This is a genomic window from Photobacterium sp. GSS17 (assembly GCF_028621875.1).
Lineage (GTDB): Bacteria > Pseudomonadota > Gammaproteobacteria > Enterobacterales > Vibrionaceae > Photobacterium > Photobacterium ganghwense.
This window is the reverse complement of the sequence record NZ_CP117517.1, coordinates 1,604,442-1,624,459: the sequence shown is the minus strand read 5'-3', so window position 1 is coordinate 1,624,459 and position 20,018 is coordinate 1,604,442. Positions and strand designations below refer to the sequence as shown.

Here is a 20,018-nt window from a genome sequence, read left to right as displayed (position 1 = left end):
ACTGAATGTCTAAAAACTCACCACGCATTGATCCGGGTTGACTATTTTTGAATAAAAGGAAAGACGCAGAGAATAAAAAACTAAGCTATATCACAAGTTTGGTTTATTCCTACCGGCTTTTAAGCTATCTTTACGCGTTATTAATTTTTGCAATACCGAGATAGGCACGACTATGCCAATGAAAACCGATGAACTTCGTACCGTGAGTCTGGGCCCTATGCCTACACCTGCTGTGGTCGAAGCCGCATATCCGATTACGGATGCTATTGCGGAGCATGTCGCCCAAGCGCGTCGTCAAGTTGAAGCAATTCTGACGGGTGAAGACACTCGCCTTCTGGTTATCGTTGGTCCTTGCTCGGTGCATGACCCTGAAGCAGCCATTGATTACGCCACCCGCCTGAAAGCGTTGCAGGACAAGTATCAGAATGAGCTGTTCCTCGTCATGCGCACCTACTTTGAAAAACCGCGTACTGTGGTCGGCTGGAAAGGTCTGGTTTCCGACCCGAACCTGGACGGCAGTCTGGACTTGGCAAAGGGCCTGCATACCGCACGCAAATTGCTGGTAGATATCAATCGCCTTGGCGTGCCAACCGCAACGGAATTCCTTGATATGATCACCGGTCAGTACATTGCAGATCTGATTGCATGGGGAGCGATTGGGGCTCGGACAACAGAATCTCAGATTCACCGTGAAATGGCCTCGGCCCTGTCCTGCCCAGTAGGTTTCAAAAACGGTACTGACGGGAATATTAAAATTGCGGTAGATGCCATTCGTGCCACCCGTGAGCCACACGTCTTCTGCTCACCGTCTAAAACCGGCGAGATGACTATCTACCGTACGTCCGGTAACCCATACGGACATGTCATTCTGCGTGGCGGCAAATTGCCTAACTATCATCAGGAAGACATTGATGCTGCGTGTGAAACGCTGGCATCCTTTGAATTACCACCACGTTTGGTGGTGGATTTCAGTCACGGCAACTGCCAGAAGCAACATAAACGTCAGCTCGACGTTGCCGCAGACATTTGCCGACAAATAAAAGCCGGTAGCCGCCATATTGCTGGTATTATGGCTGAAAGCTTTATTGTCGAGGGGAACCAGAGTGTTGACGCAGGCAATCTGGACGCCCTGACTTATGGCCAGTCGATCACGGATCCGTGCATCAACTGGGACGATACCGTTACCATGCTAAACATGCTGGCGGAAGCAGTAAAAAATTCTTAAGCCGTCTGAATCGACAGCGGCTATGCTGAAAAACATTACAAACACACTGTGAAAGACGTTAGGACATCAACATGCCTTCTTTTGACATTGTCTCTGAAGTAAACACTGTAGAACTGAAAAACGCGGTTGAAAACGCCATCCGTGAACTGGATACCCGCTTTGACTTTCGTAACGTTGAAGCCAGCTTCAAACTGAACAAGGATATCGTGACCGTTTCTGCGGAATCTGACTTCCAGATCAGCCAAATGGTGGATATTCTTCGCAACAACCTTGCCAAGCGCGGCGTTGAAGCTAAATCCATGGAACTGAAAGACATTGTTCATTCCGGTAAAATGTTTAACCGTGAAGCCCACTTTGCGCAAGGTATCGACACCATGACAGCAAAGAAGATCGTGAAAATGATCAAAGATGCCAAGCTGAAGGTTCAGGCTTCTATCCAAGGCGAAAAAGTACGCGTTACCGGCAAAAAGCGTGATGACCTGCAAGCGGTTATGGCACTGATTCGTCAGGCTGATATGGACAAACCGTTCCAGTTTGAAAACTTCCGCGACTAATTATCCGGAAAAACGCAAACAACACAGCATGAACGCAAACGGGAAAAGGTCACTTTTCCCGTTTTTCTTTCTGTGCAGAATATCTCAATCATATTAGCTCTCGCTGCCCCACCCGTTTCAAAGTGAGTGAAATGACTCGCAACCTCATGGTTTCGACCAGCGATAATTCGCAATAAAAACTATCTTGTTTTTTGTCTTTGACAATCAACATCATAAGGAAAACCATGATAAAACGTTCTCATAAGCCGTTGCCGCACAAACACCTGCTTATTGCCGCCAGTATTTCCGCAGCCATGTTTGCCGGCAGTGCCTTCGCCAGTTATCCGAATTACAGTGCTGATGCCGTCTATCACAGTGGTGATCAGGTGCTCTATCAGGGGCAGGTCTACAAAGCAAAATGGTGGACCACCAATGAGCTGCCGGGTAGCAGCAGTGGTGTCTGGGCTCTGGTTGATTCAGGCACGACTCCGCAACCAGAACCCACCCCTGAGCCGCCCCCTGTTCCGGAACCGACACCAGAACCAACGCCTGAGCCAATTCCTGATCCGGCTCCGGGTACTGCATCCTACCCTACGTACGAAAACGGAAAAGTGTATGTCGGAGGTGATAAAGTCAGCCATAACGGCAAGCTATACGAAGCCAAGTGGTGGACGCAGAATGAAGCGCCGGACGCTGCAAACAGCACAGGAGTTTGGCAATACATTGGAGAAGGCAGCACAACGCCTGATCCGGGGCCAAACCCTGACCCGACACCGGATCCAGATCCCACACCAGACCCAACTCCGGATCCTGTTCCTGAAAATGGCATCATCGGGCAAAACCCAGACGGCAGCTATATCATGAGTAAAGCGTATCTGGATGCCAAAGAAGCCGCACTCACCAATTCACCTCAGTTTGATCAGGTGCTGGCATCCATTGCAACTCAGCCAAACAGTGTGGTTGAAGCAATTCAACCGGGCGCGACCACTAACCCGGATAACGTAAAACGCGTTGAATCGCTAATCTCTGAGCAGCAATGGGACTACACCTTCCCCGAGCGTAATCCGGTCTACACCTATACCAACTTCCTCAAAGCTGTGGGTAAATTTAAAGGGTTCTGCGCTACTTACACTGACCACAGGGCTGCGCAGTCAGATGACATCTGTGCCAAATCGCTGGCCGTGATGTTTGCTCATTTTACGCAGGAAACGGGGGCCCATAATCCGCATTCACCTAACGAAGAATGGCGTCAGGGGCTATATTTTGTTCGCGAATCCGGCTGCTCTGAAGAGGCAGGGTCCTGCGGCTACAACAGTGAATGTGCCGCAACAAACTGGCAGACAGAGCAATGGCCATGCGGTAAAAATGCAGATGGCAGTTACGTGAAATATTACGGACGCGGTGCCAAGCAACTTTCTTACCACTATAATTACGGTCCATTCTCTGATTTCATCTTCAATGATGTGAATGTGCTGCTGCAAGATCCGGATCGGGTGGCGAACAGCTGGCTGAACCTGGCTTCTGCGGTCTTCTTCTTTGTCTATCCGCAACCGCCTAAACCTTCCATGCTGCATGTGATTGACGGCACCTGGCAGCCAAGCGCGACCGACATTGCCGAGAAACGCACAACCGGTTTTGGTGTCACGACCATGATCATCAACGGCGGGATTGAATGCACTCTGGAGACGGAAAAGCCGCAGTCGGTCAACCGTATCAAGTACTACCGTGGCCATGCTGCGGCGCTGGGTGTACCTGTTCCTGCTGACGAACAACTGGGTTGTGCCGGTATGAAACCGTTTAAGAAAACCTCAGATAACAGCTTCGGCCTATACTGGGAAAATGACTGGGGTTACTACCCGAATAATCCGGGCGGTGCCAGTTTCGCCTGCCGGATTGAATCCGGTTACCAAACTGCACATACCACACTGAAAGAGGGTGACTACGCGAAGTGTGTTCAGAAATACTACAATGTGACCATTGAATAACACCCGTAGTTATTAATAGCTTTTATCAAATTACGCCCACTTTTTAATATTTGAAAGTGGGCGTTTACAATTAGTTACCCTTATACATAACTGCCTATAACCCTGATTATCAGGGGGATCTACATATGCTGTAATTTTATGCAAACAGCGCAGCCAGAGTCGAAAATACATAGGTGTTAGATAGCTAATCCCATATACTTTCTGTGTCCTATTTAGGGTTCAAATTGTTGTTGATTAAAGGTAGATAATAAGAAATATAGAGCGAAAATGACCAAGTAGCGTTCTACTTGTATGGAAACAATATCGCCAGACCCAGGACGTCACCCCTAACATTTCAGGAAATTGAAACTGTTAACTCCCCAGCACGCTTCTTTATCATTCCAGATGAAAAAATCTTTTTCAGGCTGCTCATATTCCTTTGCCAGATAACTTTTTATGATGGCAAAGCAGGGAAGGTACACAGTGTGAACCCTTTAAGGCTAATAAATAATACCTATAAAGGAGATGTCCATTATGGGCACTGTGAAAACAAATACAGTTCATTCTCAAATTACAAGCAACACAAAACCAACTTGGAAAAAAAGCGATACACTTTGGGTACTTGGCCTTTATGGCACAGCTGTCGGCGCTGGTACTCTGTTCCTGCCAATTAATGCCGGTGTCGGCGGTCTGATCCCTCTGTTGGTGATGGCTGTTCTGGCGCTACCTATGACATTCTTTGCCCACCGCGGAATGACACGCTTTGTGCTGTCCAGTTCCAACCCGGGTGCCGATATCACTGAGGTGGTTGAAGAGCATTTTGGTACCGGTATGGGTAAAGTGATCACCCTGCTCTACTTCTTTGCCATTTATCCGATTCTGCTGGTGTACAGTGTCGCCCTGACGAATACCGTTGAAAGCTTCATGCAATACCAGCTTGGCATTGAGCCACCAGCCCGCGCATTGCTGGCCTTCATGCTGATTATCGGCCTGATGGCAATTGTCCGACTGGGCGAGCAGCTGATTGTTAAAGCCATGAGTGTACTGGTGTTCCCGTTTGTTGCGGTGCTGCTCATGCTGGCGATGTATCTGGTTCCTTACTGGAACGGTGCAATTTTTAACAACGTGATTCCGGCTGAAAATGCTGTGTCATCTATTCTGATGGCTGTCTGGCTGATTCTGCCTGTGATGGTATTTTCCTTTAACCACTCACCGGTTATCTCATCGTTCGCAGTCGCAACCCAGAAAGAACACGGCGCACAGGCAGAGCAGCAATGTTCACGCATTCTGGCCCGCAGCCATATCATGATGGTCGTGACAGTCATGTTCTTCGTATTCAGCTGTGTGCTGAGCCTGTCTCCGGCTAACCTGGCAGAAGCCAAAGCGCAGAATGTTTCGATCCTGACTTACCTGGCGAACCATTTTGATACGCCGATCATTGCTTACGCGGCACCGGTTGTGGCGATTATCGCGATCACCAAATCGTTCCTGGGCCATTACCTGGGTGCAAGCGAAGGTCTGAAAGGTCTGATGATTAAAATGGCACGTGGTCGTGGTAAAACGGTCGGTGATAAAACCCTGAACACGGTGACTGCCTTGTTCATGCTGGTTTCGTCTTGGGCGGTTGCCACTATCAACCCGAGCATTCTGGGTATGATTGAAAGCCTGGGCGGCCCGATCATCGCTATGCTGCTGTTCATCATGCCGATGTACGCGATTCAGAAAGTTCCGGCTATGCGCAAATACTCCGGTGCGCTGAGCAATATTTTCATCGTCGTGATCGGTCTGATTTCAATCTCAGCGATTTTCTACTCGCTGGCGCAATAATGATCAGAGGCCATCTTCGGATGGCCTTTACTGTTTTTTTTCATCATCAACTTCTTCATATTGTTCTTTTTTCTTCTACATTTTATTGGCCCTTTAGCCGGGCACTCTTAGCACACTTTTTCTGCAGCCACTTAGCCCAACATTTAATCCCCCTTGCCCTACATCAACATCCGGGCTTGAGCTTACCCGGTCGGCTCTGATAGCCTACTACACTGATTTTTGGACATGAGCGTTTATGCTACAGCCTCAACCACAGCCCTCCGTACCCACACCAGATCAATATGAAAACCCGTTTGTCTGGCCGATATACAATCTGCTCTGCAATCAGTCTGAAGGGTGGAAAATCCATACTCTCGCGGCGGAGTTAAGCGCCAGGAAATTGCTTACCCGACTCGACAATGATGACTATCAGCATCTGTTCAAAACCAATTTTCTGATCATGAATGCGCTGTATCAGTTGCAGAACTTGTTGCTGCCAGCGCAATGGTTGCAGGTTGATGCCATGAATATCCGCCTGCAGTCCGCGCAAGAAATCGGGCAAGCGAACGCAACCCTGCCATACGCAAGTGATTCACTGCGCGATTATTACCTTGACTGGCAGCACTACACCTTGGACTCAGAAGAAATTCAGCATCTGCTGACTGACTTCTGGACACGCTATGCTGCCTATCAAGGATTAGCCACAGCATCAGCCACAAGCCTGGAAGATGATTTACAAGCATTCGGCCTTAGCAACAACGCTTCAGCACACGACGTACGTAAACGCTGGCGACAACTGGCGCTGAAATGGCATCCGGATCGCCCGAACGGTAACGCAGAGCAATTTAGGTCACTGTACGTCGTCTGGCAACGCTTGCGTGTCAGCATCCCGGCCTAGCGTGTGTCTCTAAGCGTAAACCTCTACTCAACATCATCTGAGCAACCCAGTAGCCTCCCACGATAAATACTGCGTTATCTGAAGCTTGCCTTTGATTAAACGCGTTATACAAAGTCATTCAAATTTTTGAAACAAGCTGTTCGTTTCAGCCCTCTGTATGTCTGCCCTAATGCTTTCTACACTGTGTGCATAACGGTTACATGCCGTATCAGAGCAAATTCGCATTCAGGAGGCCACCATGGCAATTCGACACGTCAAACAGCTCATTCGTTCTCACCCATCAGCAGATGGTGACGGCGTTAAAATTCAACGTGTAGCAGGATTTGATAACCCGGTGTTTTCTCCTTTCCTGATGATCGACGAGCTAAAATCAACCAGTGCTGACGACTACATCGGCGGCTTTCCTCCGCACCCCCACCGTGGCATTGAAACCCTGACTTACATGCTAAATGGTCATTTTCAGCACAAAGATCATATGGGTAATGTCGGCGAGTTACGTGACGGCGGCGCGCAATGGATGTCTGCCGGACGTGGCGTGATTCACAGCGAGATGCCAATCATGACAGCGGGCCAGTTGCACGGTTTCCAGATCTGGATAAACCTGCCCGCCGCCAAAAAAATGCAACCGGCTGACTACGCAGATTTTCAGCCTGAAATGCTCACGGAGCACGCCCTCAATGACAACAGTCTGATCCGGGTGATCGCAGGGGATCTGACCATTCGCGGTACGACTCTGACCGGCCCGCTGCAGAAAACCGGAGTTGCCACGACCATCGCAGACTGGCACGCCAGCCGTGGCGAAGTATTGACCAGTTGCCTGAACCCGGATTTTCAGGCACTGATCTATGTCTATCGCGGGGAGGCTGAAATCAAGGGGGTCAGCATTGATGCCGGCACACTTGCTGTACTCGATCATGGCGAAGGTATCGAAGTTAGCGCGAAACAGGATACCGGTCTGCTTTTACTCTCCGGACTGCCGCTGAATGAGCCGGTTGTCCACTATGGGCCGTTTGTCATGAACTCACTGGAAGAAATTGAACAAGCCATCACCGATTATCAAAACGGTCAGTTTGTTTAGTTCGTAGCAAATGTAAAACCCGGCGAAGCAATCACCATTGGCTTTCCATAACAGCCTTGTCACCACGGTCATCGCCATAGTTGGCTGTTTAGAAATAAAAAAGCTTCCCACAGTGGGAAGCTTTTTTCACAGCGTTTGTTTTTAATTGATAACCTGAAATGCTGTCAGCGCACTCAGTAAAGCGACGGCTCACCTTCAGGGCGCGTTTTGAACCGGCGATGCAACCACATATACTGCTCTGGCGCTTCCATGATAGAACGCTCAATCGCTTTATTGATATACGCAGCCGCTGCATCCGGATCATTGTGCGGGAAGGCGTCCAATGGCGGGAAAACCTTCAGCGTGTACTGACCAGAATCGGTATTGCGGACCATCGCAAACGGCACCACAGCACATTTCGAGGCGTCCACCAGCAGGCTGGTACCTGTGGTGGTACACGCTTTCTCTACTGCAAACAGTGGCGCAAAGGTTGAACGGCGGCGACCGTAATCATGGTCAGGTGCATACCACACACGTTCTGCTGTACGCAGCGCTCGCAGCATCCCTTTTACGTCTTTACGATCAATCATGTATTTGTTAGAACGCACGCGGCCTTTAAACTGAAAGTAGTCAAAGCACGGGTTCTTATTAGGACGGTACACCCCAACCCCCGGCGTTTGCATACCAAAAGCACGCGCACCCAGTTCAAGGTTCAGGGAGTGACAAGCAACTAGCAGCACGCCTTTGCCTTCCGCTTCCAGCTGACGGATATGTTCCATACCTTCATAGGTTACATGGCGGCGTACACGAATATCCGGCCAGAACCAGGCCATGCCGGTTTCGAACAACGCCAGCCCGGTATTATCAATGTTCTTTTTCACCATCTCGTCGCGCTCTTCCTGTGACATCTCAGGAAAACACAGCTCCAGATTTCGAACGATGGTTTTCTGGCGTTTTTTCAGCAAACGAATCCCCAACCGCCCCAGCAGCTGACCCAGACGGAACTGGATGAAATAAGGAAGCCAGCTGATCAGATACATCAGACCAATCATGACCAGTGTCAGCCAGTAACGCGGATGAAGAAGCGCCTTGGTGAAAGTAGGAGCTGTAAATTTACTCATTAGAATCGCTGTCCCGTTGTCTTTATTGTTATCGCACCCAGTCATCGGTAAGAGTCTGAAGCGTAAACTGAACAGCAAATTTTATGCTGCTGCCCCCGGTCATGCAAGGCTTAACACCTTCACATAAAGGGGAAGGTGCCTTTCCGAACCAACCCTAGCAGTAACCTGCTTCACCGGTTCACAATAATGCGGACAATCAAACGAAACAGAGGCAGAAAAAGGGATGACTCAGAATGACACGGCGGATGCCGTCACGGTGCAAACCTGACGACAGTCGTTTGCAGATCGCGTGTTACAGAGAGCGTATTGCAGAAAGCGCTTGCTGAATACGAGCTTAAATCAGGCGGCTGCATCCTGCAGCCTCATCACATATGTCTAAGATAATAAATCCATTAAAATCCTTCCACACCACTCATATTCGGCAAGCGGTGAGCAATCCCTTTGTGGCAATCAATACAGGTTTTTGAGCCATCAGCCAGGGAGCTTGAATGTTGTGTGGATGCCCGTGATGATTGACGGGTGAAGTCCATATAACTGAACTCATGGCAGTTACGGCACTCCAGCGAATCATTTTTCTTCATTCGGATCCACTCACGCTCAGCCATGTGCAGACGACGGGCATCAAACTTTTCTTTGGTCGAAATCGCACCGGTTATCCAAGCCCACACTTCTTTGGATGCCTGCATCTTACGCGCCATTTTATCCGTCCAGTTGTGAGGTACATGACAGTCAGAGCAAATCGCCCTCACCCCGGTTCGGTTGGTAAAATGGATCGTGCCCTGTATTTCCTGATAAACATTGTTTTCATGACAACTGACACAAAAAGGTTCGGTGTTGGTCAGTTCCATCCCGGTATTGAATGCCCCCCAGAAAATGATCCCGGCGATGAATCCGCCAAGAGTAAGGAAGCCCAGACTGAAATATTTCGCCGGTGAGCGTATGATTCCCCACCACTTCTTAATCCATTGCCACATAGGATCCTCCGTTACTCTTGCTGATCTAGCAATGTATCGAGATCAGAAAAAGTGGTCCCGACGGCAGGCTTAGCATCTGTCTGCACCACGTGGCATTGTTGACAGAAGTAGCGCCGGGGCGAAAGCTCTGCCAGAAAGTTACCGTCACGGTCCATATAGTGCGTCACACTGATCATGCGGGCCTGTGTTTCTTCCACCCGGCTGCGAGCATGACAGGCCATACATTTGTTGGCATTCAGATCGACCTGATAGTTATCGATCTTGTGCGGGATCACCGGCGGCTGCATCGGATAATTGCGTTTCGGTATCCGGTCGGTGTTGAGTGTATTGTTCATTGCCGGCGGCTCTGGTTCGCCCACCAGAGCAAACTTACGCAGCGTCGCCAGCTCATCGCCCTTGATCACAGTGGTGGCGGCAATCACTCCGGTAGTAAACAGCAATATCATCAGCATTATGATGCGGTTCATAGCAGGCTCCTGAGCCAATGCTTGGCTGTTGGGTATGCTCTTCTCGGTATCAGGCCTTCACGACCTTAACGGCGCATTTTTTGAAATCGGTCTGTTTGGATAACGGATCCGTTGCATCCAGTGTCACCTTGTTGATGAGCTGACTGGCATCAAACCACGGCACGTACACCAGACCTTTCGGCGGTTTATTCCGTCCCCGGGTTTCAACCCGAGTAATGATCTCACCTCGCCGCGATATCACTTTCACCGCATCACCCCGTCGCAGACCTCTGGTACGGGCATCTTCCGGATGCATGAAGACCTGTGCATTCGGATAAGCCATGTACAATTCCGGTACACGTCGGGTCATTGAACCGGAATGCCAGTGCTCCAGCACCCGTCCGGTCGAGAGCCACAAGTCATACTCTTTATCAGGGCTTTCCGCCGGCGGCTCATAAGGCAGCGCAAAAATCACAGCCCTGCCATCCGGTTTTCCGTAAAATTCAAAACCGGTTCCGGGTTTCACATACGGATCGGAGCCTTCTCGGAATCGCCATAAGGTTTCTTTACCGTCGACGACCGGCCAGCGCAGCCCGCGTTCTTCGTGGTATCGCTCAAACGGCGCCAAATCATGACCGTGACCGCGTCCGAACTGGGCGTATTCTTCAAACAGCCCCTTCTGGACATAGAAACCGTATTCGGTCGATTCGTCATTACTGCGACCTTCGGCAATCTCTTCCAGCGGAAACTGATTCACCTGACCGTTAACGAACAGCACGTCAAACAGCGTTTTATCCTTATACGCAGGGTTGGCATCTAACAGATCTTTCGGCCACACCTCATCGGTCTTGAAGCGTTTGGAGAATTCCATCAACTGCCAGAGATCTGACTTGGACTCTCCCGGTGCATCGACCATCTTGTGCCAGAGTTGGGTACGGCGTTCGGCATTGCCATACCCCCCCTCTTTTTCGACCCACATGGCCGTTGGCAATACCAGATCGGCTGACTGCGCCGTGACCGTCGGGTAGGCATCCGACACCACGATAAAGTTATCCGGATTGCGATACCCCGGCAGGGTCTCTTCATTGATGTTCGCCCCGGCCTGGAGGTTGTTGTTAACCTGAATCCAGTAAACATTAATCAAACCGTCTTTGAGCATCCGGCTTTGCAGCACCGCATGAGCCCCAACCTTCTCAGGCACAGTTCCCTCCGGCAGTTTCCAGATTTTTTCAGCTGTTTTACGGTGTTCCGGATTGGTTACGACCAGATCAGCAGGCAGTCGATGCGCAAATGTCCCGACTTCACGCGCAGTACCACATGCTGACGGCTGCCCGGTCAGTGAAAACGGACTGTTGCCCGGAGTCGATATTTTCCCGGTCAGAAGGTGAATGTTGTACACCAGGTTGTTACACCAGACACCGCGGGTATGCTGGTTAAATCCCATCGTCCAGAACGAGGTCACTTTGGTTTCCGGGTCGGCGTACAGCTCAGCCAGTTCAATCAGCCGGTTTTGTGGTACACCCGACATTTCGCTGACCTTTTCAACGGTGTACTCCGCCACAAAATTTTTGAATTCATCAAAGGTCATCGGATCCGATTCGCCGCTGTCCGGATTTTTGGCTTTTTGCTGCAATGGGTTATCCGGTCTCAGACCATAGCCGATATCGGTCGCCCCACGGCGGAAATTGACATGCTTATCGACAAAGTCATGGTTCACTTTGTCGTTGGTGATGATGTAGTTGGCAATAAAATTGAGAATGGCCAAATCCGTCTGCGGGGTGAAGACAATCGGAATATCGGCCAGTTCGAAGCTACGGTGTTCAAACGTCGACAGCACAGAGACTTTAACATGCGGATTCGACAGACGCCGGTCAGTCACCCGAGTCCACAGGATCGGGTGCATTTCTGCCATGTTCGAGCCCCACAGCACAAAGGCATCTGCTTCTTCGATGTCGTCATAACAGCCCATAGGCTCATCGATACCAAATGTGCGGATAAACCCCACAACGGCAGAGGCCATACAGTGTCGTGCATTGGGTTCAATGTTGTTTGAACGGAACCCGCCTTTCATTAACTTTGACGCGGCATAGCCTTCATAAATCGTCCATTGGCCGGAACCAAACATCCCGATGGCCTCCGGGCCTTTGGCTTTGAGGGTCGCTTTCCATTTCTCAGCCATGATGTCGAACGCCTGCTCCCAGGTGATTGGCGTAAAATCACCCTCTTTATCAAATTTGCCGTTTTTCATTCTTAGCAACGGCTGCGTCAGGCGATCCTCCCCGTACATAATTTTGGAGAGGAAGTATCCTTTCACACAGTTCAGGCCGCGGTTTACCGGCGACTTAATATCGCCATGAGTGGCCACCACCTTGTCGTCCTTCACCCCGACATTCACCGAACACCCCACGCCGCAAAACCGGCAGGGTGCCTTTTCCCAGGTGATTTGCGTTTTGCTGGCATCGGTAACGACATTACTGGCCACAACCGGTATGGAGATACCAGCAGCGGCAGCAGCCGATGCGGCGGCCTGCGCTTTGATAAAGTTACGCCGTGAACATTTCATTGCGTCCTCACTCTGCTGCTTAATCTATGCTGACAATCTGCTGTGCCTGATCAGCAATCGGCTGTAGGCTCAATGGCTGACCAAAGCTAATAGTAGGCTCTGTAAACTGGCTCTTTAGCTGTTTTTTCATTTGGCGCTAAGCGTTTATCCCGCCATGACCTGTAAAAACCACACTAGGAAGCCGTAGCCACCAACCACAGCGACCGCCAATACAGGAAACAAAATAACGGTGATAAACAGGAAGGCTTTCAGCTCTGAGCCTCGACGGTTTGCGTCACTCATAGTGATATCCCAATATCCATTCCCTATCGGTTTATTATGTTTAACTCTAGTTAGCTTCTGAGAATTTGATAACTTAGTCAGGCAGGAATTAGGACTAAAGGGGTAGCCGATCGGCGCTGACGCACGGTAGAAAAGCGATCAAGGCAAAGAACCTCGATGCAATGAGAATGGACTGTTGCCGGACCCATTTCAGTGATAGGCTTATTTACAGCCTAAACACCTGCTAACCATTTGTTTTATAGGCACCCTGACGATAAGTGTTCAGGCTGAGAAAAACGCGTTCACAAACTGTTCAGCCAAACAGAATTCCATCAGGTATGCGAAGGGAAATGCCGGGCAATAACAAAGGCGACGCAATAAGGATTTTTCAAGAAGGACCGTCTGAAATGACAATTAGCAAGACCAAAACCAGCTTTTACCGCCGCCTTTATGTGGCATACCTGATAGATAACGGCATCGCCACGGTGCCGGGGTTACTGGAATACACCGGTATGCCGCGCCGTACAGCGCAGGACACCATCAAAAGCCTTGCTGATCTAGATATTGTCTGCACGTTTAAGCAGGCGCAAGGTGAACGCAATCGAAGCGGCATGTATGTGATTGAAGAATGGGGTGCCATTAACAAACACTGGATTCATGACAATCTGAGCGACATCAAAATGGTGCTGGACTACCCGTAACATCCCGGATTCACCAGCGAGGCCAATCCGCGTGTTTGCGTCCTGGCTTGCACCTTTACTTGCACCTTTAGCTGAACTATTCATTGCACTCTTAGCCGCGCAATTAACGTCACTCCGCTAACTTAACTCTGCACGCTCTTTGCCCGGCTCACGTCAGACGGGCAAAGCATGTTTTGATTCCACTGCATTAGCCTCATTGCCAAAAACAACCGGCAACGGAGGCATAATCCGTAAACATTTTCCTGCAAACCCAGCCAGATACGCTAAAACTGAAAAGGGATACGCATCTTGTGGCCGACCGGGCAGATTAGCATGCGTATTTTTCCGCGATGACAGAGCTTTGTCAGAGATTTTTGATGGTAAAGTGAGCGACAGCGAAACGAATTGATTTAATTAGGGCAAAAAAATGACAGGCTTAGATGTAATGCACCCTGATTATGATAAGATTCGCCCTAATTTTGAATAAGAATCTCACTGTTTATAGAGAATACGGAATATGGCTTTTGATTTTTCTAATCTGACTGTGGATCTATCGGCAATGCCGACAACTATCGACATGGGTCACGCCTGGCTGGCAGGTCTTGTCGTTGTTCTTCTGGTGCTGTACGTCGCCAAAAAAGGCAAACCGGTAGAAATCGAGAAAGTCGTTGAAAAGGAAGTGGAGAAACTGGTCGAGGTTGAAATACCCGTCGAGAAGATTGTTGAAGTTGAAAAAGTGGTTGAAGTCGAAAAGATCGTCGAAGTTGAACCAAAACTGAAAACCGCCACGCCTGATGCGGCACTTCAGTTACTTTCACTGCTTCAGCAGGAAGCCCGTTTCATCGACTTCATGCAAGAAGATTTGAAAGGCTTTGCCGATGCTGAAATCGGTGCTGCTGCGCGCGTTATTCACGAAGGTGGCCAGAAAGTACTGAACGAGTACTTCAGCTTTGCCCCAGTGCGTAGCGAAGACGAAGAAACCCGCATTACCCTGCCACAAGGCTTTAATGCATCAGAAGTTCGTCTGACCGGCAATGTTGTTGGTGAAGCGCCATTTACCGGAACATTAATCCACCGCGGCTGGAGAGTCACTGACGTCAAACTGCCTAAACTGGCAGAAGGTCATGATGCGCGTATCATTGCCGCCGCTGAGGTAGAACTGTAATGCACGAAACACAAGAACACCGTTACAGTGTCGGTATCGACCTGGGTACCACACACTGCGTTTTATCTTACGTTGATCTGCAAGATGAAGATGCTCGCGTCAACGTGATGCCGATTGCCCAGCTGACTACGCCAGGTAATGTCGAAGAAAAAGATCAGCTGCCGTCTTTTATGTATCAGGCTCACGAGTCTGAACTGGCACCGGGCGACACGGCCCTGCCTTGGAACGGTCAGCCGAAAGCCATCGTCGGTGCCATGGCTCGCCACTTAGGCAGCAAGACCCCTATCCGTCTGGTTGCCAGTGCAAAAAGCTGGCTGTGCCATGGTGGCGTAAACCGCCGTGATGCGTTTCTGCCGCTGAACAGCCCGGAAGAAGTTGAGAAGGTTTCGCCACTGGAAGCGACCCGTCAGTACCTGTCTCACCTGGCTGATGCGTGGAATCACCAGCATCCTGACTCTCCGCTGTTTGATCAGGACGTGACCATTACGGTACCGGCCTCGTTTGATCCGGCAGCCCGCGACTTAACCGCCGATGCGGCCCGCGAAGTTGGTTTCCGACACATGACGTTGCTGGAAGAGCCACAAGCCGCGGTATACAGCTGGCTAAAAAACAATGAAGACAACTGGCGTGACCAGGTTTCTGTCGGCGATGTGGTTCTGGTTGTTGATATCGGTGGTGGTACTACTGACCTTTCACTGGTTGCCGTCACTGAAGAAGACGGCAATCTGGTACTGAACCGTGTTGCAGTCGGCGATCACATCCTGCTGGGTGGCGACAACATGGATTTGGCGCTGGCTTACCGTCTGAAAATGAAACTGGCGCAGGAAGGCAAGCAGCTTCAACCATGGCAGATTCAGGCCATCACACACGCTTGTCGTGATGCGAAAGAAGCACTGCTGAGCGACCCAGAGCTGAAAACGATGCCGATCGTGGTGCCTAGCCGTGGCTCGAAGCTACTGGGCGGCACACTGCAGACTGAACTGACTCAGGAAGAAGTCCAACAGACACTGGTTGAAGGTTTCTTCCCACGCAACAGCATTAACGAACATCCTGTTGAAATGCAGCGTGGTGCACTGACCCAGATGGGTCTGCCATACGCACAGGATGCAGCGATTTCCCGTCATGTTGCCGGCTTCCTGAGCCGTCAATCTTCTGCGGTTGATGAGCTGTTTGAGAAATACGACCAACTGCACGAAGATTTCATCCGCCCGACCGCGATTCTGTTTAACGGTGGCGTTCTGAAATCGGATCTGCTGTCACAGCGTCTGATGTCCATCATCAACAGCTGGCTGACCACCGCAGGCAGCCCGGAAGCGAAGCGCCTGCAGGGTGTGGATCTGGACTTGGCCGTTGCAAGCGGTGCCTCTTACTACGGTTCGGTGCGCAAAGGCAAAGGCGTTCGTATCCGTGGCGGTATTGCAAGCAGCTACTACGTAGGTATCGAAAGCTCAATGCCTGCAATTCCGGGCATGGAGCCACCGTTAGAAGCTCTGTGCGTAGCACCGTTTGGGATGGAAGAAGGCACTCATGCCGACGTACCAAGCCGTGAATTTGGTCTGGTGATCGGTCAGCCGGTTCAGTTCAAATTCTTTGGCTCAACGGTTCGCCGAGAAGACCCGGCCGGCACCCATCTGGACTGGTGGCAACCGGAAGAACTGGAAGAGCTGCCTGCGATTCAGGTTACCCTACCAGTTTCTGAAGGTCGTACTGCAGGTGAAGTGGTCCCTGTTCGTCTGGCTTCTCGTGTGACTGAACTGGGTACTTTGTGCCTGGAAGCGATTCCGACTGACGGCGGCCAGAAATGGCAGGTCGAATTCGACGTTCGCGACAAGTAATCCCCTCCATAAAACGGCGCTTAATGCGCCGTTTTTCTTATCGTTCGTTATTGTAATCAAAGATTTGACTCAACAGAGACCGGTTTACAACGTTATAATGGCCGCTGTCTTTTTGCATACTAATCTGAATAAGGAAGATTCAGTTTCCGGTCAGTCCCCTTTCAGCCCATCCTGATAAGGTGATTTTCAAAACCTGTATCCGCACTGAATCCAACATGTTCTGAACACTGAATGATCAGCCTGGAGTAATCATGTCATCCCCTCGTTATCTTGTCGGTATTGACCTCGGGACAACCCATACCGTTGTTGCCTACACCCCGATTTCTGACGATCTAGAATCGAGTCCAATCAAGATATTTGAAATTGATCAGCTCATTGCTCCGGGAGAGGTCGCCCGTAAGCCGCTGCTTCCGTCATTCCGCTACCACCCAGCCGAAGGCGAAATTGATCCATCTCAGCTGGTACTGCCGTGGGACAATACGCCGGTTCGCGGTGACATTCCTCATGCCATTATTGGTGATTTTGCCCGTGAACTTGGCGCTAAAGTAGAAGGCCGTCAGGTCGTCAGTGCAAAAAGCTGGTTGTCACACACCGGCGTTGACCGTAATGAGCCTATCCTGCCTTGGTCTGCCAACACCAGCGTGCAGAAAGTGTCTCCGGTCGTTGCCAGTGCCAGTTACCTGAACCATGTACGCCAGGCGTGGGACTACCACCACCCGGATGCCAAACTGAACAGACAGGAAGTCGTCATAACAGTGCCGGCTTCTTTCGATGAATCAGCCCGGGCGCTGACCCTGGAAGCCGCAGCCATGGCCGGATTAACCAATATTTTGTTATTGGAAGAGCCACAGGCAGTCTGCTACGACTGGTATGCACAGAATAAATCGCAGGCGGAGCATCTGCTGCAGGATATTCCGTTGCTGATGGTCTGCGATGTCGGAGGAGGAACCACAGATCTCAGCCTGATCAAAGTCGGTACAAAAGCAGGCAAACTAACATTGGATCGTATCGGTGTCGGGGATCACCTGATGCTGGGTGGTGACAATATTGACCTGGCCCTAGCACATCTGGCTGAAAAACGACTTCACGGCGACAGTAAAAAGCTCAGTGCCGCCGGACTATCAAAGCTGATTCAGCAAACCCGCAAAGTCAAAGAACATCTGCTCTCTGGTAACGCGCCGGAAAGTGCCAACATCACCATGCTTGGCAGCGGTTCACGCCTGATTGGCGGAGCAAAAAGTGTGGCTCTGACCCGTGACGAAGTACACGGTGTTGCGCTTGATGGCTTTTTCCCTCGCACTGCGTTCAGTGATCAGCCTGCCCATCGTCAAGCTGCCGTGGTGGAGTTTGGCCTGCCCTATGCTGCCGATCCGGCAATCAGTAAACACCTGGCGCAGTTTATCTCATTGCACGACAGTGTTTGCCGCGAATCTCTTCGTGAAAAAGGTATCGAGCTATCCAATGGGCAACCCGCAATTCCGGCCGCTGTGATCCTTAACGGCGGGGTGTTTAACAGTCCACTGCTCTCCGAGCGGGTGCTGGAAAACTTTTCTGCATGGCGAGGTGACACTGTCACTGAACTTGAAAACCCACATCCGGATCTGGCCGTCGCCTTTGGTGCTGTTGCGTATGCCAAAGCCCGTCACGGGGCACAGCTTAAAATCGGTGGCGGTTCAGCCCGCTCGTTCTTTCTGGTTCTGGATGACAAGAAAAAAGACAGACAAGGCTTATGCCTGCTGCCGAAAGGGCTGGATGAAGGCACTGAAATTCGTCTGAAAGATCGTAAATTTGCCCTGACGCTGGGCGAACCGGTTCGTTTCAACCTTGTTTCTTCCACTGACGATCAGCACACACAAGCCGGCAAGCTTTACCCTATCGATCATGAGAGCTTCGTTAGTCTGCCGCCTTTCATTGCCACACTCGACAGTGAGCGGGATCGCTCTGAACTGGCTGCCAACCAGAAAGATCGCGAGGAAGTTACCCTGGCCTGCCAGCTTACCGAGGTGGGAACACTGCAACTGGAATGCGTCAGTACCCAGGACGACACCAAACGCTGGAAAGTCGAATTTGCCATCCGAAAAGATCTGGCAAAACTGAATCAGTCTGGTCACGCGAATCTGGCCGAGTCCGGTGTACCGGCCAAAATGGATGACGCAGTAGCACTAATTAAACAAGTGTACGGTGGCAGCACCAAAACGGCCGATCCAAAAGCCATCAAAACCATCAACAAACAACTGGAAAAATTACTGGGGAAACGAGATAGCTGGGAAACGCCGTGTTTGCGAGAGCTGGCCAATGCTCTGCTCGACAGCCGCAAGCGCCGTCGCCGTTCAGATTTACACGAACGAAACTGGCTAAAACTGGCCGGATTTACGATGCGTCCCGGTTTTGGTTACCCGTCAGATGAATGGCGCATGGAGCAAATCTGGTCGCTTTACCAGCATGGTATTCAGTTTGATAACCCGAAAACCTGGAGCGACTGGTGGACCTTCTGGCGGCGCGTCGCCGGGGGGCTAACTCAGGAACAGCAAAAACTGATTTTTAAGGAAATTGCCAAGTACATTAATCCGTCGGCATTGCGAAACAGTAAGCTGGCTAAAGAAATGCAGGATCGCAGCTACGAGGACATGGTTCGTTTAGCAGCATCACTGGAAAACCTGCCGTTTGAGTACAAACTGCAGCTGATTGAGTGGCTTTTCGGCCGCTTGCAGAAGCCCCAGTTCGCTCAGGCACATTGGTGGGCCATTGGCCGGATTGCAACGCGTAGCCCGTTTTATGGCAGTGCGCATAACCTGCTAACACCACAGCACGTTGCCTACTGTTTACCAGAGCTGATGGAGCTCGATTGGCGCAATGATTCCAACATCGCCTTTGCGGCCGTTATGATGTGCCGCATGACCGGTGACCGGACACTGGATGTGGATGATGAAAGCCGTCAGGCTGTACTGGAAAAACTGAAGCTCAGCAAAGTACCTGAAAGCTGGATTGAGATGGTATCTTCCGTGAAAATGCTTACAGAAAGCGAAACAAAACGCGTATTTGGTGATGCACTACCAGCAGGTCTTCGCTTGCTCGATTAAGGTTCTGTTAGGGTTCGGCTGGTAATCTCTGTGGCATAAATAAAACGACTTTTTACTTTTGAGCAATTTTAGTCCTTTTTTGCCGAGCGAGTAATACCAGATGAACCGAGCCCAATACCAAATTATCGCACAACGTATTTTTAAATCTGACAATCAACGCGTTGCTGTCGAAGCTGTAGTGTTTGAAGGCCTTTCCAGCTACGAAGCTGAGAAACGCTTTGATGTTCCTAAGGGCACACTGTCACGTAATGTTCGTAAGTACAAGCGTGAAGTAGACTACATCAAGAGTGTCACAACAGCCTGACCGCTGTTGCTGACAGGGAAGAAAATAAAAACGGAGAGCACTGCTCTCCGTTTTTATTTCTATCAGTTCAAGGTGCTAAACAGTGTGTCCTAACTGGCTCTATTCG

At 50.4% G+C, this 20,018-nt stretch carries 16 protein-coding genes; 11 read left to right on the top strand and 5 right to left on the bottom strand.

The features are described 5' to 3' along the window. Positions 1–172: 172 nt before the first annotated feature. From PGW97_RS07235 to PGW97_RS07210, 6 genes are all read left to right on the top strand, one after another. Positions 173–1,225, top strand: a complete 1,053-nt coding sequence (locus PGW97_RS07235) for a 3-deoxy-7-phosphoheptulonate synthase (RefSeq protein WP_207103190.1) — start codon at positions 173–175, stop codon at positions 1,223–1,225. A gap of 71 nt (positions 1,226–1,296) precedes the next feature. Beyond that, complete coding sequence (locus PGW97_RS07230) at positions 1,297–1,779, top strand: YajQ family cyclic di-GMP-binding protein (protein ID WP_047885514.1); 483 nt, start codon at positions 1,297–1,299, stop codon at positions 1,777–1,779. A 224-nt stretch (positions 1,780–2,003) separates the two neighbouring features. Then, on the top strand, positions 2,004–3,743 hold the full coding sequence (locus tag PGW97_RS07225; RefSeq protein WP_273859495.1) for a glycoside hydrolase family 19 protein: 1,740 nt from the start codon (positions 2,004–2,006) through the stop codon (positions 3,741–3,743). Positions 3,744–4,256: 513 nt separating this feature from the next. Beyond that, positions 4,257–5,549 carry an HAAAP family serine/threonine permease gene (locus PGW97_RS07220; RefSeq protein ID WP_273859494.1) on the top strand — a complete coding sequence of 431 codons (1,293 nt, stop codon included), beginning with the start codon at positions 4,257–4,259 and terminating at the stop codon, positions 5,547–5,549. A gap of 235 nt (positions 5,550–5,784) precedes the next feature. Continuing rightward, positions 5,785–6,426: a DNA-J related domain-containing protein gene (locus tag PGW97_RS07215; RefSeq protein ID WP_273859493.1), complete on the top strand. Its 642-nt coding sequence runs from the start codon at positions 5,785–5,787 to the stop codon at positions 6,424–6,426. A 238-nt stretch (positions 6,427–6,664) separates the two neighbouring features. Next, positions 6,665–7,504 (top strand): pirin family protein, encoded by an 840-nt coding sequence (locus PGW97_RS07210; RefSeq protein ID WP_273859492.1) that lies wholly within the window; start codon positions 6,665–6,667, stop codon positions 7,502–7,504. Positions 7,505–7,677: 173 nt separating this feature from the next. Here the strand turns inward: PGW97_RS07210 and lpxL are convergent, their stop codons facing one another. The 5 genes from lpxL to torE form a co-directional block, all read right to left on the bottom strand. Then, positions 7,678–8,604 (bottom strand): LpxL/LpxP family Kdo(2)-lipid IV(A) lauroyl/palmitoleoyl acyltransferase, encoded by a 927-nt coding sequence (gene lpxL, locus PGW97_RS07205; RefSeq protein WP_273859491.1) that lies wholly within the window; start codon positions 8,602–8,604, stop codon positions 7,678–7,680. A gap of 392 nt (positions 8,605–8,996) precedes the next feature. Further along, the gene (locus tag PGW97_RS07200) at positions 8,997–9,578 is read right to left on the bottom strand and encodes a NapC/NirT family cytochrome c (protein WP_273859489.1); all 582 of its coding nucleotides are present in this window, start codon (positions 9,576–9,578) and stop codon (positions 8,997–8,999) included. A gap of 11 nt (positions 9,579–9,589) precedes the next feature. Further along, positions 9,590–10,045: a nitrate reductase cytochrome c-type subunit gene (locus PGW97_RS07195; protein ID WP_047885520.1), complete on the bottom strand. Its 456-nt coding sequence runs from the start codon at positions 10,043–10,045 to the stop codon at positions 9,590–9,592. A gap of 49 nt (positions 10,046–10,094) precedes the next feature. Then, positions 10,095–12,587, bottom strand: a complete 2,493-nt coding sequence (napA, locus tag PGW97_RS07190) for a nitrate reductase catalytic subunit NapA (protein WP_047885521.1) — start codon at positions 12,585–12,587, stop codon at positions 10,095–10,097. A 144-nt stretch (positions 12,588–12,731) separates the two neighbouring features. Beyond that, on the bottom strand, positions 12,732–12,869 hold the full coding sequence (gene torE / locus PGW97_RS07185; RefSeq protein WP_084712569.1) for a trimethylamine N-oxide reductase system protein TorE: 138 nt from the start codon (positions 12,867–12,869) through the stop codon (positions 12,732–12,734). A 386-nt stretch (positions 12,870–13,255) separates the two neighbouring features. Between torE and PGW97_RS07180 the strand changes: the two genes are divergently transcribed. The 5 genes from PGW97_RS07180 to PGW97_RS07160 all read left to right on the top strand — a co-directional run bounded on the left by PGW97_RS07180 (position 13,256) and on the right by PGW97_RS07160 (position 19,912). Continuing rightward, positions 13,256–13,549, top strand: a complete 294-nt coding sequence (locus tag PGW97_RS07180; RefSeq protein ID WP_047885522.1) for a winged helix-turn-helix domain-containing protein — start codon at positions 13,256–13,258, stop codon at positions 13,547–13,549. Positions 13,550–14,066: 517 nt separating this feature from the next. After that, a complete protein-coding gene (locus tag PGW97_RS07175; RefSeq protein ID WP_207103702.1) occupies positions 14,067–14,693 on the top strand; it encodes a DUF2760 domain-containing protein in 627 nt (208 codons plus the stop codon). Continuing rightward, entirely contained in the window at positions 14,693–16,528 is a 1,836-nt protein-coding gene (locus tag PGW97_RS07170) for an Hsp70 family protein (RefSeq protein ID WP_273859483.1), read from the top strand. The genes PGW97_RS07175 and PGW97_RS07170 overlap by 1 nt, the downstream gene beginning before the upstream one ends. Before the next feature lie 251 nt (positions 16,529–16,779). After that, entirely contained in the window at positions 16,780–19,608 is a 2,829-nt protein-coding gene (locus PGW97_RS07165) for an Hsp70 family protein (protein WP_273859480.1), read from the top strand. A gap of 100 nt (positions 19,609–19,708) precedes the next feature. Beyond that, on the top strand, positions 19,709–19,912 hold the full coding sequence (locus tag PGW97_RS07160) for a helix-turn-helix domain-containing protein (protein WP_047885526.1): 204 nt from the start codon (positions 19,709–19,711) through the stop codon (positions 19,910–19,912). The last annotated feature ends 106 nt before the right edge of the window (positions 19,913–20,018 follow it).